The sequence below is a fragment of the Pararhizobium sp. P1_E7 genome, from assembly GCF_056405855.1.
Window position 1 is genome coordinate 1 of sequence record NZ_JBFUBH010000036.1, and the last position, 15700, is coordinate 15700.

General features: G+C 61.4%; 15 protein-coding genes. 5 read left to right on the forward strand and 10 right to left on the reverse strand.

Annotation, left to right across the window (positions count from 1 at the left end; all coding sequences use genetic code 11):
* Positions 1 to 89: 89 nt before the first annotated feature.
* Genes AC1D17_RS21655 through AC1D17_RS21695 form a run of 9 tightly spaced genes read right to left on the reverse strand, consistent with a single transcriptional unit; the run spans position 90 to position 9436 of the window.
* Positions 90 to 983 carry an intradiol ring-cleavage dioxygenase gene (locus tag AC1D17_RS21655; RefSeq protein ID WP_477567374.1) on the reverse strand — a complete coding sequence of 298 codons (894 nt, stop codon included), beginning with the start codon at positions 981 to 983 and terminating at the stop codon, positions 90 to 92.
* A 7-nt stretch (positions 984 to 990) separates the two neighbouring features.
* Positions 991 to 2745 carry an FAD-dependent monooxygenase gene (locus AC1D17_RS21660; RefSeq protein WP_477567375.1) on the reverse strand — a complete coding sequence of 585 codons (1755 nt, stop codon included), beginning with the start codon at positions 2743 to 2745 and terminating at the stop codon, positions 991 to 993.
* The gene (locus AC1D17_RS21665; protein WP_477567376.1) at positions 2738 to 3823 is read right to left on the reverse strand and encodes a branched-chain amino acid ABC transporter permease; all 1086 of its coding nucleotides are present in this window, start codon (positions 3821 to 3823) and stop codon (positions 2738 to 2740) included. Before AC1D17_RS21665 ends, AC1D17_RS21660 begins: the two co-directional genes overlap by 8 nt.
* Before the next feature lie 9 nt (positions 3824 to 3832).
* Positions 3833 to 4696 carry a branched-chain amino acid ABC transporter permease gene (locus AC1D17_RS21670; protein WP_477567377.1) on the reverse strand — a complete coding sequence of 288 codons (864 nt, stop codon included), beginning with the start codon at positions 4694 to 4696 and terminating at the stop codon, positions 3833 to 3835.
* A complete protein-coding gene (locus AC1D17_RS21675) occupies positions 4683 to 5402 on the reverse strand; it encodes an ABC transporter ATP-binding protein (RefSeq protein WP_477567378.1) in 720 nt (239 codons plus the stop codon). Before AC1D17_RS21675 ends, AC1D17_RS21670 begins: the two co-directional genes overlap by 14 nt.
* Positions 5402 to 6121 (reverse strand): ABC transporter ATP-binding protein, encoded by a 720-nt coding sequence (locus AC1D17_RS21680; RefSeq protein ID WP_477567379.1) that lies wholly within the window; start codon positions 6119 to 6121, stop codon positions 5402 to 5404. The genes AC1D17_RS21675 and AC1D17_RS21680 overlap by 1 nt, the downstream gene beginning before the upstream one ends.
* A 51-nt stretch (positions 6122 to 6172) precedes the next feature.
* Entirely contained in the window at positions 6173 to 7453 is a 1281-nt protein-coding gene (locus tag AC1D17_RS21685; RefSeq protein ID WP_477567380.1) for an ABC transporter substrate-binding protein, read from the reverse strand.
* A gap of 55 nt (positions 7454 to 7508) precedes the next feature.
* Positions 7509 to 8567, reverse strand: coding sequence for a maleylacetate reductase (locus AC1D17_RS21690; RefSeq protein ID WP_477567381.1), 1059 nt, complete (start codon positions 8565 to 8567; stop codon positions 7509 to 7511).
* Positions 8564 to 9436, reverse strand: coding sequence for a dioxygenase family protein (locus AC1D17_RS21695; protein WP_477567382.1), 873 nt, complete (start codon positions 9434 to 9436; stop codon positions 8564 to 8566). The genes AC1D17_RS21690 and AC1D17_RS21695 overlap by 4 nt, the downstream gene beginning before the upstream one ends.
* A gap of 95 nt (positions 9437 to 9531) precedes the next feature.
* Between AC1D17_RS21695 and AC1D17_RS21700 the strand changes: the two genes are divergently transcribed.
* Positions 9532 to 10482 (forward strand): LysR family transcriptional regulator, encoded by a 951-nt coding sequence (locus AC1D17_RS21700; RefSeq protein WP_477567383.1) that lies wholly within the window; start codon positions 9532 to 9534, stop codon positions 10480 to 10482.
* Positions 10483 to 10874: 392 nt separating this feature from the next.
* Here AC1D17_RS21700 and AC1D17_RS21705 read toward each other — a convergent pair whose 3' ends face one another.
* A complete protein-coding gene (locus tag AC1D17_RS21705) occupies positions 10875 to 11537 on the reverse strand; it encodes a TetR family transcriptional regulator C-terminal domain-containing protein (protein WP_477567384.1) in 663 nt (220 codons plus the stop codon).
* Positions 11538 to 11734: 197 nt separating this feature from the next.
* Between AC1D17_RS21705 and AC1D17_RS21710 the strand changes: the two genes are divergently transcribed.
* The 4 genes from AC1D17_RS21710 to AC1D17_RS21725 are packed head-to-tail and all read left to right on the forward strand — an operon-like array spanning position 11735 to position 15659.
* Positions 11735 to 12586, forward strand: a complete 852-nt coding sequence (locus tag AC1D17_RS21710; protein WP_477567385.1) for a uracil-DNA glycosylase family protein — start codon at positions 11735 to 11737, stop codon at positions 12584 to 12586.
* Positions 12587 to 12588: 2 nt separating this feature from the next.
* Positions 12589 to 14211 (forward strand): GMC family oxidoreductase, encoded by a 1623-nt coding sequence (locus tag AC1D17_RS21715; protein ID WP_477567386.1) that lies wholly within the window; start codon positions 12589 to 12591, stop codon positions 14209 to 14211.
* A 13-nt stretch (positions 14212 to 14224) separates the two neighbouring features.
* Complete coding sequence (locus AC1D17_RS21720) at positions 14225 to 14545, forward strand: NIPSNAP family protein (protein ID WP_477567387.1); 321 nt, start codon at positions 14225 to 14227, stop codon at positions 14543 to 14545.
* A gap of 58 nt (positions 14546 to 14603) precedes the next feature.
* A complete protein-coding gene (locus AC1D17_RS21725) occupies positions 14604 to 15659 on the forward strand; it encodes a BMP family ABC transporter substrate-binding protein (RefSeq protein ID WP_477567388.1) in 1056 nt (351 codons plus the stop codon).
* Positions 15660 to 15700 lie beyond the last annotated feature (41 nt).

Consider the following 15700-nt stretch of genomic DNA (forward strand, 5'->3'; position numbering starts at 1 on the left):
GGATGACGTCGATACCGAGACGATCCTGCCGGTGGAGCTGGTGATCCGCGAAAGCACTGCCCCCTGCCCCTGCCCCTGACACTCTGCCACTAGTCTCGGTTCTCGCCGACACGAGCGAGAACGAAATCATGCTCAACCTCCCAGAAGTCGCCAGCGAATTCGTAAGCCTTGGCACGGTCCGGATTATGCGTGTGCCTGAACTGTGCAAGCAGGCTTTCCTTTACGCCAAAAACCGCGTCCGAGTTGATATAGGGATCGTCGGGGTCGAAGATATGGGTAATCAGCGTCTCGAAGCCGTCGGCCTTGATGATGTAGTGCAGGTGCGCTGGCCGGTTCGGATGGCGGCCGAGGTGATCGAGCATCTGGCCGACCGGGCCGTCATTCGGGATCGGATAGTATTTCGGCTTGACGGCGCGGAACCAGTAGTGGCCATCGGCACCGGTGCGAAAAACGCCGCGCAGGTTGAAATCCGGCTGGATGCCCTGCTGCTGTACATCGTAGAAGCCCTCGTCATTGGCTTGCCAGACGTCGATCAGCGCATCCCTGATCGGTTGCCCCGCAGTGTCGAGAATGCGGCCGCCGATCACCATGTCCTCACCCTTGGCATCGAGGCAGATATTGGCGCCCATCGGCAATTCCGGTGCGCCCTCGACATGGAACGGCCCAAGCACGGTGCTTTCGGATGCGCCCGACGGCTTGCGGTTGTTGATGGCGTCCACCAGCATCGAGACGCCCAACGAATCCGACAGGAGGATGAACTCCTGCCGCCACTCGTTGCACATCTGACCGGTGCGCGTCAGGAACAGGATCGCCTGCATCCATTCGTCCTGGGTCGGCTCGATCTCCTTGACCGCCTCGTGCAGCTTGCGCGTCACGACCTCCATGATCTGCTTCAGCCGTTCGTCCTTGGCGTTCTTGTTGCGACCGGTGACGACTTCGACGGAATTTTCCTCGGTAAAAAAGCCCTTTTCATGCGCGTCCATCACGGTCTCACTTTCCAAGAATGGCTGTTAGCACGCGACGTAGTTCGCCTGCTGGGTCGTCGGCGATCGTCTCGCGGCGCCATGCGACATGGTGATCCGGACGGACCAGCAGGATACCGCTATCGCGGATTTCGCGGATGTTTGCCCAATCGCCGGTAAAATCCTGCCAGTGCTGGCGCGGTCCGATGACATGCGTGGCGATGTCGACGCCGAGTTCCTTGCCGAGACTGCGGGCAGCCTCGACCCAGCCCTGCCCGCCAATGCCGGTCAGCACGGTGAACTTGCCATGGCCGGTGAGATCGAGTGTCGAAACCTTCTCGCCGCTATTGGAAAACACCCAGGCATGCGGCAGCCGTGCACCCGGCCAGCTCGTCTGCTGGCAGTGCAGTTCCGGGTCCTTGGTGAAGGCCGGCTCCGCCTGTCCATCGGTGATCGCAGCACCAGAACGATAACGCTGGTTCATCTCGACGCCGTGGCAATCGAATTCGTAGACCTTGTCGGCAATCGCCTTGCGGATCGCCGCACGCTGCTCTTCGGAGGCGACAGTGTTGTTGCAGCGGGCATCCATGTTCTGCTGCATCTTCACAGGGTCGATGGAATCCAGCAGGCCGAGCGCCTTGAAGATCGGTCCGAACTCCTCGATCGACTTGTTGGCGCGGGTGACAATCTGCTTGGCGACCGGCGCGCGTTCGGCCTGATAGCTATCGAGAAGTTTCGGCCCAGCGGTCCCTTTCAAAACGAAAGCGAGCTTCCAGGCGAGGTTGAAGGCGTCCTGGATCGAGGTGTTGGAACCGAGACCGTTCGACGGCGGATGGCGGTGGGTGGCGTCGCCCATGCAGAAGACGCGGCCTTTCGACATGGTGGTGGCGTACATGTTGTTGACGGTCCAGGTCGAGACCGACTTGATCGTCATCTCGAGATCGGGATCGCCCACGAGGTCGCGAACCACCTTCTTGGCATGCGCCTCATCCACCGAGGGGGCCGGCTGGTTGATGTCGTAGCCCCAGACAATCAGCCATTCGTCCCACGGCCTGACCATGCGCACCAGCCCCATGCCGATGCCGCCGACATCCGCACCCGGCTGCAGCACCCAGTAGAGCACCGACGGGCGATGGGCGACGAGACGCGACAGGTCGGCCTTGAACAGGATGTTCATCGAACCGGCGACGCCCATCTTGCCTTCGAAAGTCAGGCCCGCATGTTCCGCGACCTTTGAATTGCCGCCATCGGCCCCGACCAGATATTTCGAGCGGACGGTAAACTCCTTACCCGTCAACCGGTCGAGACAGGTCGTCGTGACGCCGCCTTCATCCTGCACGTGGCTCAGATATTCCGTCGACATGCGCGGCTGTGTGCCCCGCGAACAGGCCGTCTTGAACAGCAGCGGCTCCATGAAGGTCTGCGGCAGGTCGTTCATCTGGGTCGGCGACGACAGCTGATGCTCGGCGCGCGAAAGCGGGTGCTTGCCCCAGCTCTTCATCCGGCCGATCTCCTCGCCGGTGAGCGAGGTGCAGAAGACGTTTTCGCCCATCAGGTCCTGCTCGGCGGCGAACATGTAGGCCTCGTCCTCCACGTCGCGGCCAAGATCGCGCAGCACTTCCATGGTGCGCTGGTTGGTGATGTGGGCGCGTGGTGTGCTGGCGAGCCAGCGGTAGCGGTTGATAACCAGGTTCTCGACCCCGTAGGACGAAAGCAGGGCTGCGGTGGCAGAGCCCGCCGGGCCGGTGCCGATGATGAGTACGTCTGTGGTAATGTCAGCCATGAGGCCCTCCCTTATGCGTGAGGTTGAGCGGCCCGCCCTTCAGGACGCGGCGAACCGGGAAAAGCTGGATGCCGGTGCGGTCGGAGAACAATCCCCAGAGGCCGCGCGGCGCAAAAAGCATGATGGCGATGCCGAGAAGCCCCAGCATCAGCAGGTACCAGGAGCCAAAATCGGCCAACAGGTTTTGCAGCAGGAAGAAGATGATGACGCCGAGGATCGGGCCTTCGATCGTGCCGATGCCACCGATCACGACGATGAAGATGACATAGGCCGTCCAGTCGGTGACCGAGAAGGCGGCGTCCGGCGAGATCCGTGCCTTCTGCACATAGATCAGCGCGCCGCACATGCCGGTGATGAAGGCAGTGGCCAGATAGACCAGCGCCTTCATCCGCCGCGCATCGACGCCGACGGCGCGGGCCGTCTGCTCATTGTCGCGCACCGCGGCGAGCCCAAGACCCTGTTTGCTGCGCAGAAGGCCGTAAATGAAGCCGATGGTCGCGACGACGAGGATTAGCGCCAGCCAATAGGTCAGCGCATCGCCCGCCTCCGAGGCCTTCATGCCGAAAAGATCGCGCATCATGTTGACGCCAATCATCTCGCGGGTTGCCTCGCGCGGCAGCGATGTGCCCGTGCCGCCGCCAAGCGCCTTCCATTGGGCAAGCAATAGCCGCACGACCTCGGCGACAACCCACGTACCGATGGCAAAGTAGGGGCCGTAGAGCCGGAAGGTGAAGAATGCGGTCGGAATTGCAAGGGCGACGGCAAACACGCCGGCAATCAGAATGGCCACGACCGGATCGACGCCCAACAGGATCACCGCGCCGAACATCGTGTAGGCGCCGAAGCCGACGAAGGCCTGCTGGCCGACCGAGATCAGGCCGGCATAACCGGCAAGCAGGTTCCAGTTCTGGGCCAGCACCAGCATGGTGAGAATGAAGAACAGGTCCTGGATGATGCCGCGCGAAACAATGAACGGCGCGGCAAAGGCGAGCAGCAGCAAGGCGATCACCGCCATTGCGGAGAGCGTCGACGCCCTGGTGCGGGTCTCGACCGTGAAGGAGGGAATGGCCATGGTCATCGCTGCACCTCAATCGACGGCGCGCGGGAAGAGGCCGCGCGGCTTGAACAGGAGGACGCCCAGAAAGGCGAGATGGCCGGCAAGGATCTGCCATTCCGGATTGACCGCAGCACCCACCGTCTGCGCGACACCCAGAATGATGCCGCCGGCCAGCGTCCCCCAGAGCGAACCGAGCCCGCCGATGATCACTGCTTCGAAGGCATAGATCAGCCGCGATGGTCCCGATGTAGGGTCGAAATTGGCGCGCGTGCCGAGATAAAGCGCGGCAATCGTCACCACGACCATCGCAAGTCCGGTCGCCATCGCGAAGATGCGCTGCGGCCGGATGCCCATCAGTCCTGCCGTGACCGGATCGTCCGACGTCGCCCGGAAGGCGCGCCCGATGGAGGTGCGGTAGATCAGCTGGTTGAGGCCGACGATGACGACAACGGCCGAAAAGAAGGTCATCAATGGCATGATACCGGCGGTGACCGGGCCGAGATTGACCGCGGCGCTCTCGATGCTACCCGCGAAAACACGGCGGCTGTCGGCGGAAAACCCTTCCAGCAATCCGTTCTGAATGACGATCGACAGGCCGAAGGTGACGAGCAGCGGCGGCAGGATATCCTTGCCGAGCGTCCGGTTGAGCAGGAAATATTGCAGGCCCCAGCCCATGGCGAACATCAGCGGCATCGCGGCCAGAGCGGCTATGAACGGGTTGAGACCGAGTGTCGTCACCAGCACCAAAATCAGGAAGGCGGCAAGCACGATCAGGTCGCCATGGGCGAGATTGACCAACCGCATGATGCCGAACACGAGGCTGAGCCCCGCCGCAAACAGCGCATAGAGGCCGCCGAGCAGCGCGCCCTGGAGAATAGTATCAAGCCAGTTCATGGTGTTCCGTCCCGAAATAGGCCTTGTGGATATCGTCGCGGCTCAAATCCGAAGACCGGCCGGTGAGCGTCACCCGCCCCTCCATCATGCAATAGACGCGGTCGGCCACCTTCAGGGCCTGGGCAATGTCCTGCTCGACGATGACGATCGACGCGCCGGTTTCGCGGATACGCGGGAAGGCGGCGTAGATGTCGCGCACCACGACCGGCGCCAGGCCAAGGCTGATCTCGTCGCAGAGCAGCACTTCCGGGTTCGACATCAGCGCCCGGCCGATCGCCACCATCTGCTGCTGGCCGCCGGATAGCGCGGTGGCCGGGTTACTTCGCCTCTCCTTCAGGATCGGGAAGAGCGCAAAGATGCTTTCGAGCGTCCAGGGTCCGTCGACCTTGCGGCCATAATTGCCGATCAGTAGGTTTTCCTCGACACTCAGCGACGGAAAGAGCTTTCGCCCTTCCGGCACCATGGCGATGCCGCGCGCGAGGATATCCGGAGCCGCCAGCGCGCCGATCGGCTCGTCCCCATAAAGGATCGACGCCGCCGGATTGGCCAGCACGCCCGAAATCGAGCGCATCAGCGTTGTCTTGCCAGCGCCGTTGGCGCCGATGATGGCGATGGTTTCGCCGGCGCCGACGGTGATATCGACACCGAACAGCGCCTGGAAATCGCCATAGGAGGCAGTCAGTCCCCTGGTTTCGAGCAGCGCCATCAGATTTCGATCCCCAGATAGATTTCCCGGACGTCACGCGAAGCCATGATCTCGTCCGGCTTGCCGATGCCGATGACCTTGCCGAAATGCAGGACCAGCAGGCGCTCAACGACGGAATTCAAGGCATGCAGCACATGCTCGATCCAGATGACAGCTATGCCGCTGGCATGGATGTTGCGGATGGTAGCGACCAGCGAGCGGCATTCGCCCTCGGTTAGGCCACCGGCGATCTCGTCGAGCAGCAGCAGCTTCGGTTCCGTGGCCAGCGCGCGGGCCAGTTCCAGCCGCTTGCGCTGCAGCAGCGACAGGCTGCCTGCCGGCGCGTTGGCTTTGTCGATCAAGCCGGTCTCGACGAGGATTTCGGCACAACGGTCCGACACTTCCGCCTCGCGCCGCCGCGATCCGAAGGCTCCGGCGACCAGGAGGTTTTCGAACACCGTCAGCTTCTCGAAGGGTTGCGGGATCTGGAAGGTGCGGCCCATGCCCGACAGACAGCGGGCCATCGGCGGCGTGCGCGTCACATCGCTGCCAAGAAAGCAGATGCTGCCGCTGTCGGCCGTGATGTTGCCGGTGATCAGGTTGAACAGCGTCGACTTGCCAGCGCCGTTCGGGCCGATGATGCCGAGCGCCTCGCCTTCGCCGACGGCAAAGGAGATCTGCTCGGCGACCGTCAGCGCGCCGAACTTCTTCGAGACCCCGTCAAGTTCGAGAATTGCCAAACCCGTTCCTCCCAAAACAGGCGGGGCCTTCGAGAAGCCCCGCGCCAAAAATCAGGCAATCGCTTCCATCTTGCCGCCGGCCGGAATGTTCGGCGCCGTCTTGTTGTCGGTGATGACGAGATCATAGCCGCCGCCGTCCTTCAGCCGCCACTGGCCGCCGACGAGCGGCGTCTTGGCGATGTTCTTGGCGGCAAACGGCGGCAGATTCTTGCCGTCCCAGGCGATCGGCCCGACCAGAGTGTCAAGCTTGGTCGCGGCAATCGCCTGCGCAACGACATCACTGTCCGTCGGATCGCCGGCGCGTTTCATCACATCCACCGCCAATTCGAACAGCGCATGGGCAAAGCCGATCGGCTGCGTCCAGGGCCGGCTTGTCGCCTTGGTGAAGGCCTCGGCTACCTGCGCCGACGTCTCGCCGGTCAGCGACGATTTGAATGGATGGCTCGGAGTCCACCAGACTTCCGAGGACAGGTTGTGGCCGGCATTCCCCAGCGCTTCCACCGTCTGCGGGAAGAGCAGCGCCTTGCCGATCGATGCGATCTTCGGGGCGAAACCCTGCTGTTTGGCCTGGTTCCAGAAAGTGGTGAAATCCGGCGGGATGACCACGCCGGTGATGATTTCGCACTGGCCGGACTTGAAGGCGTTGATCTGGGCGGAAAAGTCATCCGTCATGTTCTGGTAGCGGCCGGGATCGGTCAGCGCATAGCCCATCTTTTCGAGCACCGGCGGGAAACCGACGACCTTGTCGCCCCAGGCATTGCCGTCGCCATCATTCGGGAAGAGCCCGCCGACCTTTTTGTTGGTCTCGATCTGCGACCACATATTGGTAAAGACGGCGATGACGTCTTCGAGGCCCCAAAAGAAGTGATAGGCATAGTTGAACGGCTTCCACGACGCCGGGTCGGCGGGATTGCCCTGCTGTCCGATGAACCAGGGCTGCCAGGGCGCCACCGTCGAAATGCACGGCATTTCCTCCGCCTCGCAGGTCGTTGCCACCGGATTGGTCGTCTCCGGCGTCGACGCAACCAGAATGAGGTTCACCTCGTCATCGACGATTAGTTCCTTGGCGACTTCCGCCGCCCGGTTTGGGTTCGACTGACTGTCCTTGACGACGACCTCGTAGTTGAGACCCATGCTTTTGGTCGTCGCCAGGAAACTGTCGATGACGAACTTGTCAGCCTCGCCGAAGGCGGCAAGCGGCCCGGTCTGCGGACTGACATAGCCAAGCTTGATTGCCACGTCTTGAGCGATCGCAGGAGCCGCAAGTCCGGATGTCGCGGCGAGCGCACCGGTGGCAGCCGACGTCTTCAGAAATTCGCGTCTGGTAAACATGTTTCCTCCTCCCATTGTCCTCTCCTCCCAGAGAGCGTGATGTTCGTCGTTCGCCCTATGCTGGCCGCTTGCCCTCCCAGGCATCCTGCAGCAGGGCACGAATGGATTGCCGGTCGATAGGCCTTGGATTCCAGTAGGGATTTTCGGTCGCAATCTCCGCCGTGCGATCGAGATCGGCCTCGGTGAGCCCCAGATCCTTCAGCGCCAGCGGCGCGCCGATCTCCTTGGCGAAATCCCAGAGGCCGCCACCAACCGAACCACCGAATATCCTGGCGACCGGCGCCAGCAGCTCGGGAACGGCGACAGCGTTGTAGGCTGCGGTATGGGGCAGCATGATCGCGTGCGTATCTGCATGCGGCGTATCGAACGTGCCGCCGAGTGTGTGACAAATCTTGTGATGCAACGCCATGCCGACCGTGCCGAGCACGGTGCCGCACAGCCAGGCGCCGTAAAGCGCCTCGGCGCGAAGATCGAGCGCTTGCGGCGTGACGATAATGTCCGGCAGGCTGGTCTTGAAGGCCCGCAGCCCCTCAATCGCCATCAGTGTCGAAATCGGGTTGCGGTCCTGCGCATAAAGCGCCTCGACAGCGTGGGCCATGGCATTCAGTCCCGACGTGACGCTCATGCCGACGGGCAGGCCCGTCGTCAGCGCGGGGTCGTAGATTACCACTTCCGGCAGGATACTGGCATGCCGCACCGTCGACTTGCGCCCGCCTTCGGTTTGGCCGAGGATCGGCGTCACTTCCGATCCGGCGTAGGTGGTCGGAATGACGATCTGCGGCAGGTCCGTGCGATAGGCGATTGCCTTGCCGAGCCCGGTCGTCGAGCCGCCGCCGAGAGAGACAACACAATCGGCCTTGGTTTCGGCCACGACCTTCATCGCCGCTTCGGTGACATCAACCGGGGTATGCATAACGGCGCCGGCAAAGACACCGACGGCGAGCGGACCCAGTCGTGCTGCCGCGGCCTCGGCTTCCGTCTTCTGCTGTGGAGTAGCGAGCACCAGGGCACGGCTGCAGCCGAGTTTCTCCACCCATTCGCCGGCGGCGGCACTCTTGCCTTCACCAAAGACGATATGAGCGGGGCTGCCGCTATAAATGAAATCGCGGTTCATGCCTCGGCTCCCTGTTTTGCCCGCACCATGACGAAAGTAAGGTCCAGCCGCCATGATGGCGTGCCCTTGCCCTGCCGCTCGAAGATGCGCACCAGTTCCGGCTTGACGCCGAAGATCGCGTCCTCGGCCAGATGCGGGTCGCTGCCGTCATAGATGTGGGTGGTGATCGTCTCGAACCCCGGCGCCTTGATCACGAAGTGCAGATGTGCGGGTCGGCGCAGCGGATAACCCGCCTGACGGAGCAGCTTGCCGACCGGACCGTCGTCCGGCACTCCGTAGCCGCAGGGCTTGATCGTCCGATAGTGGAAACGGCCTGCCACATCGGTGCGGAAAAGACCACGCAGATTGAATTCGGGCTGAAGGTCCGGTTGCTGGTTCTCGTAAAGCCCTTGAGCATTGGCCTGCCAGGTGATGATCTCGGCATCCGCAACGGGATCACCGTCCAGATCGTGCACGCGTCCAAAGACTTCCAGCTTTTCGCCGATACCGTCGAGTGAGATAGTGCTGCCAAGCGCCAGCTGCGGAACATCGGCGCGGAAGAACGGTCCGCGCACGGTATTGGGCGTCGCCGTTTTCGGGCGGCGTGAATTGATTTCCTCGACCAGCGCCGATGCACCGAGCAGATCGGACAGCAGCACCCATTCCTGGCGCCGCTCGTCGCTGGCATGGCCGACATCGGTCAGGAACTCGATCACCTTGCGCCAGTCGGCCTGGGTCGGCCGCAATTCACGGATCAGGGCATGGAGATGCGTCACCGCTGCCGCCAGAACCTGTGGCAGGGCATCGTCTTTCGATTGCTGAAGTCGCTGCGCAAAAATGTCAGACGAGGTGGTCTCGCTGAAATTCAGCGCCATTGGACCCGGCGTCATGCGTCTCCTCCAGGGCATTGGCTGGTTGAGACTAAATTACCGCGATATCGCGATGCCGTTGATGATTTTATTCCCAGTTAATATATCATATTGTTATGAAGATAGACGAACGTCACCTTGTCCAGCTTGCTGCCGTGGTCAAAACCGGTGGTGTCACCGAGGCCGCCGCCCTGCTCGGCCTGTCCCAACCGGCCGTCTCGCGCACGCTGTCCATGCTTGAAGCCCGGATCGGCGAACCGCTGTTCATCAAGGGCCGCCGTCCGCTGCAGCCGACGCCGTTGGGACGGGCACTGGCCGATCATGGCCAGACCATGATGTCTGCATCGCGCAAGGCTTCCGATGTCGTCGAGAGTTTTCGCGTCGGCAAAAGCGGCCTGGTTCGCGTCGGCGGCACGCCCTTCTTCATGGATGCGCTGATCGCCGGCATGATCGCCGAGTTTCAGAACCTGCATCCGGACGTGCGAATCGACCAGACCTACGGTTATTTCCCGGACCTGCGTGCGGCGCTCAATGCCGACCAGATCGATCTTGCCATCTGCCCGATCGATATCCTTGACGAGGGCTCCGGCCTCGAATTCCATCAGATCCTGCCGGGCCGCAACGTCGTCGCCTGCCGCGTCACCCACCCCCTGCTTTTAAAGCGCAAGCCGCAGCCGGCGCACCTGCTCGACTTTCCCTGGATCGCGCCGCCGCCAGGCAGCCCTCTCCTGGCCGACCTGCGCAGCATGCTGCTCTCGTTCGGCGCAACCGAGATCAAGATCCGCTATTCCGGCGGTTCGCTGATGAGCGTCGTCAACTACATGAAGGCAGCCGACGCGCTGGCGATCATGCCCCACAGCGTCGTCTTTGCATTGCGCAATGAAAAATCGATCACGGCCCTGCCCGTCTCCATTCCGCATCCTGAACGCGCCCTTGGCCTTCTCAAGCGCTCCGACGCCCCCCGTTCACCCGCAGTCGACCACTTCGCCCGCCACATCCGCACTGGCTTCGACAACCTCAAGCACCTGATCAAGCGGCATGAGCAATCGGTGGTCTGGGGGTCTTGAGGAAACTCTACCTTCGGTACGGCACATTGAACGCGGCACAATCAATACTTGGGTGTGGCGCCTTGGTTGCTAGCGTTGCAGCGCACGATTCGAAGTCTGTGTGCCGCTTTTACACCCAAGTCCCGCGCTGCATTTCCACACTCGTTCTGCCGCTCTTGTTCTGGCGCTGTAACGCCTTGGGGTTATATTCGGCCGCCGACTGCTGTGCAGTTTCCAAGAAGATCAATCACAACCTTTCGCGAAGGCGGAGCATTCTGAGATCGCACCGGCGACGAGGCGCTCTTAGCCGCCGGTCGGCTCGACCAGAAATCGCCCGATCCCCTGCTTCGCCACGCATGTAAACCGGATCGTCAATCTCCGCCGCCTCCACGTGATGAGCCGAGGCCCCAATTTTACGTCCGTCCAGTGGGGAGAAGACCACGCAGCACAGTCTCGCTGATCGTTTCGGCGGCATGTGAATAGTCGATTCCCTTGAGTTTGCTTGTGTGCAGAGCATCGCAAGCCAGCGGCTCAAAATCTGCGTAAAACTGAGTCGCCGACCACAGCATGATGAACAGGTGCCTTGGATCTACGGGCAGGAGCTTTCCGGCAGCGATCCAATCCTCGATGACCCTCACCTTTTCATCGGTGACAGTGCGCATATGCTGGCGATCCTTGCGCGATAGGAATTGCGCGCCTCGAATGATCTCGTTGGCAAACAGGCGCGATTCGATGATATTGCGACGGGTGTAGGAGAGCTTGGCCGCGATATAAGACCGGATGGCATCCTGCGGCTCACGGTCTACTGAGATATGGGCGAATGCGTCGTCCCAGCCTTCGATCAGGTGTTCGATGACGGCACGGTAGATCTCCTCCTTCGAAGAAAAATAGTAGTAGACATTGGCCTTCGGAAGGCCCGACGCCTCGGCAATCTCGGCGATGCGCGCGCCGTCGAAGCCCTTTCTTGAAAAGATCTCCGTTGCGGCTTTCAGGATCTCGCGGATGTTGCGTGCACGGATCTTTTCGTCGGTATCGCCCCCATTCTTCGGGGCTCTGGCAGCGGGCTGCTTTGGCATCTCACGTCGCTCGTTTATTCGGGATTATTGCGGTGAAGACGGCCAGTGATTGGCCGGCCGCGCAACCATACCATTTCACACTTCATTGCACACGTCGATATAATCTGACGATCTGGTCAGTTTTTTCGTTTAATAAGTTGACACTTTGGTCAGGTTTTGACTAGCATCGCAGTCAGTGAAAAAGGAGGAGTGTCGAAATGTCTTCGTCACTGAGAAAGGCGATGCGGGAGTTTCTGGATGGGTGGCAGGCAGACGTGCCGCAAGCCTGGCGGGATCTCTGCGCAAGTGCGGCGCCCGACTTTTCAGCTATCGGCGACGACCTCGATCTTGAGATCTGGGAGCCGATCTTCCCTGTTCGCCGCAATCGCCATTTTCCTGGCATGCCCAAGGGCGCGCATCTGTTTCGCGCCTATGATGACATCGCGCCGGAACAAGTCTCCTGCATCATTCTTGGCCAGGACCCTTACCCCGAGCCGGGCTTTGCCACCGGCCGGGCCTTCGAGGCCGGCAACGTTGCCGAATGGCGTGAACTCGACAAGATGTTTTCGCGCAGCATCCGTGCTTTCACGCAACTGATCGTGGCGGCACGCACCGGTGACACCTCCTACGCCAGCGGCTTTTCCGAGTGGCCAAGAACGCTCCGCGATATCGAGCAGGGTTCGGTCGAAATGGAAGCGCCGTCAGCGGTCGCCGACCGATGGGTCCGGGAAGGCGTGCTCCTGTTGAATGCCTCCTTGACGCTGACGCGCTTTCAGGTGGGCATAGATCCGCATCAGTCCCGCGGCCACGTTCCCCTCTGGCGTCCTCTCATTCAAAAGACACTGGCTATGCTGGCAGGCAGTGGCAGACCGATCGTCTTCATCGCCTTTGGCGATGTGGCCGCCGAAGCATTCGCGGCGGCCGGTATTCGCGAGGGGCGCAACGGCAGCGTCGCCGCCATCCTGCGGGATCATCCAGCCCGCGCCGATGCGGTGCTTGAGCGCCCCAACCCCTTCATTCTCTGCAACGACTTTCTAGAGGAAATGGGATCCAATCCCATTGCGTGGTGACCATGGCGCGAAGCGACCATTTCGATTTCATCATTATTGGTGCGGGGTCTGCAGGTTGCGTACTGGCGAACCGGCTTTCGGCCGACCCGGACAACCGGGTGCTGCTGCTGGAAGCAGGCGGCAAGGATCGCAATCCGCTGTTCCGCCTGCCGATGCTGATGGGCAAGCTTTTTCACTCCGGCATTTACAACTGGCACTACCGCACCGAGCCCGAGCCCTATCTTAACGGCCGCTCTCTCTATTGGCCCCGCGGCAAGGTGCTGGGTGGAACCTCAACCATCAACGGCATGATCTACGTGCGCGGCAACCGTCACGATTATGATCGCTGGTCGCAGATGGGTCTTCCAGGCTGGTCCTATGATGAGGTGCTGCCCGCCTTCCGCCGCTCCGAAGGGCACATCGAGCGCGACGACGCCTTCCACGAGAAGGATGGCGAGCTTACCGTCTGCCGCGCGCGCGGCTGGAACAGCCTGTTGGATGTTTTCAACGAAGCTGGCAGCGAGGCCGGCTATCCGCTCAACGATGATTTCAACGGCATCGAACAGGAGGGTTTCGGGCGCTACGATTTCAYGATCCGCAAGGGCAAGCGCTGGTCGACATCCTTTGCATTTCTGCGCCCTGCGCTGTCGCGTCCCAACCTGACAGTGATGACACAGGCCCACACCCACCGCGTCATTGTCGAACAGGGCCGCGCCGTCGGCGTGGAATATCTTCATCGCGGCATGACGCGGAAGGCCTATGCCGAGCGCGAGGTGGTGCTTTCCGCCGGAACCGTCAATTCGCCGCAGACCCTGCTGCTGTCGGGCATCGGCCCCGCCGACGAACTGCGCACGCATGGCATTGGTACTGTGCAGGACCTCCCCGGCGTGGGCAAGAACCTTCAGGACCACGTCGACTGTGTGATGTCCTGGGAGTGCCGCAAGCCGGTGACGCTCTATTCGGATCTGCGTGCCGACAAGCTGACGCTGTCGGTCATCCAGGGCATGCTGTTCGGCGAAGGCATCACCACGACCTTTCCCTATGAGGCTGGCGCCTTCGTTCGCTCGCGGCCGGACCTTGTCGCACCGGATATCCAGCTTCATTTCATGCCGGCTTTGGAGAAGACCGCCAACCTGCACTTTCCGAACCCCTTCAAGCGCGAGACGGTCGAGGCCAACCATGGCTTCACCCTGCGCGTCGGTCCGGTCAATCCGGAAAGCCGTGGCGAAATCACTCTGCGCTCGCCCGACCCGATGGCCGCCCCGAAGATCCTTGCCAATTATCTGCAGACCGACTTCGACATGCGCACCATGATCGACGGCATCAGGCTGACCCGCGACATCATCAGCCAACCCGCTTTCGACGGATATCGTGGCAAGGAATTGGCGCCCGGACCGGCAGCGCTTAACGATGCCGATCTGTCGAAATGGCTGCGGGCGACCGCGATGACGACGTTCCACCCCGTTGGAACCTGTAAGATGGGCAATGATCCGATGGCGGTGGTGGATGCGCGCCTGAAGGTGCACGGCGTCGAAGGATTGCGGGTCGCCGATGCCTCCATCATGCCGATCATTTCCAGCGGCAACACCAACGCACCGGCCATCATGATCGGCGAGCGTTGCGCAGATTTCATTCTCAACAGCTGAAGCGAGACCGGCAATGATCCTGGAACACCGCACCTATACTTTTCGCCCCGGCACGGTCGATGGCTGGATGAAGAAATACGAGGCAGAAGGCCTGCCGGTGCAGAAGCGGCATCTCAACCGGTTCGTCGGCCTCTATGTGTCGGAGATCGGCACCCTGCACACGACCGTGCTGATGTGGGCCTATGAAAACCTTGCAGACCGTGAGGCCCGGCGGGCGGCGATGTATGCCGACCCAGACTGGCAGAAATTCATCGGCGAAATCTGGGCGCTAAACGCCATCGAGCGCCAGGATGTCATGATCATGAACCCGGCTTCCTACTCTCCGCAAGTCTGACGAAGTCCGGGCAGCGGTGCTGCCCGGTCAACCAACCAACCAAAAAAGGGAACAGAAGATGACTGACAATATTTTGAACCAGACTTCGTTCGATCGGCGCGACTTTCTGAAAATTTCAGCCGGCACAGCGGTGCTGGCGCTGGCCGGCGGATTGCTGCCTGCTGTCGCCCATGCCGAAGGCGGCCTAGTCGCTCTCGTTCACACGCAATCGGCAGGTGATAGCGGCCCCGTCGATACGATGATCGCCAATCTGAAGAAACTCTCGGAAGAGAAGGGCTTCGAATATCGTGCCGTCTACGCGCAGGATCCAGCCACCTACGAGACGATCTTCCGCACGCTTTGCGATGCCGGTGCCACCGTCATCGTCTCAACCTTCAATGAAGTGGCCGAGCCCTTCAAGGCCCTGGCGCCGTCCTATCCCGAGGTCAAATGGATCCAGCTCTTTGGCGATCCGATGGAGCCAGCGATCCCCAATGTCGTCACGGTATCTTACGACTATTATCTCGGCTGCTATCTCTCGGGCATTTTCGCCGGGCGGATGAGCAAGTCCGGCAAGGTCGGCTTCATTGGCGGCATTTCCATTCCGCCGATCAACGCGGATTTCAACGCCGTCAAGGCGGGCGCTCTCTCCGTCAATCCGCAGGCAACGGTGACCGTGGCTTTTGCGGGCTCGTTCCAGGACCCGGCGAAGGGTCAGGAAATCGCCGCGCAGATGTTCAATGACGGTATCGACTTCATCCAGACCGATTCAGCTGCGACCGACGCCGGCATCATCGCTGCGGCAAATGAGAAGGAAGGCCGCATCGTCAGCGTTCTCGACAAGGCGCAGTTCCCACAGGGGCCGAAATCGATCAGCAGCATTGTTCAGCTTGACTTCGGCATCTCTCTCTACAACGAAGTGACCATGGCGCTCGGCCCTGACTGGAAGGGCGGAACGCATGAGAAGACCGGACTGGACACCGGCGTTATCGACTTCATTGTATCGCCGCTCTTCCTGGAGCAGGGTCCGGCGGACGTCGTCGCTAAGATCAAGGAAATCATGCCGGAAATCGAAGCTGCCAAAAAGGGCATTCTCGACGGCTCGATTACTGTTCCCTTCAATACGACCATCTGATGAGCTGGCGGGTGGCGTTCGCGCCATCCGCCGTATCAGCC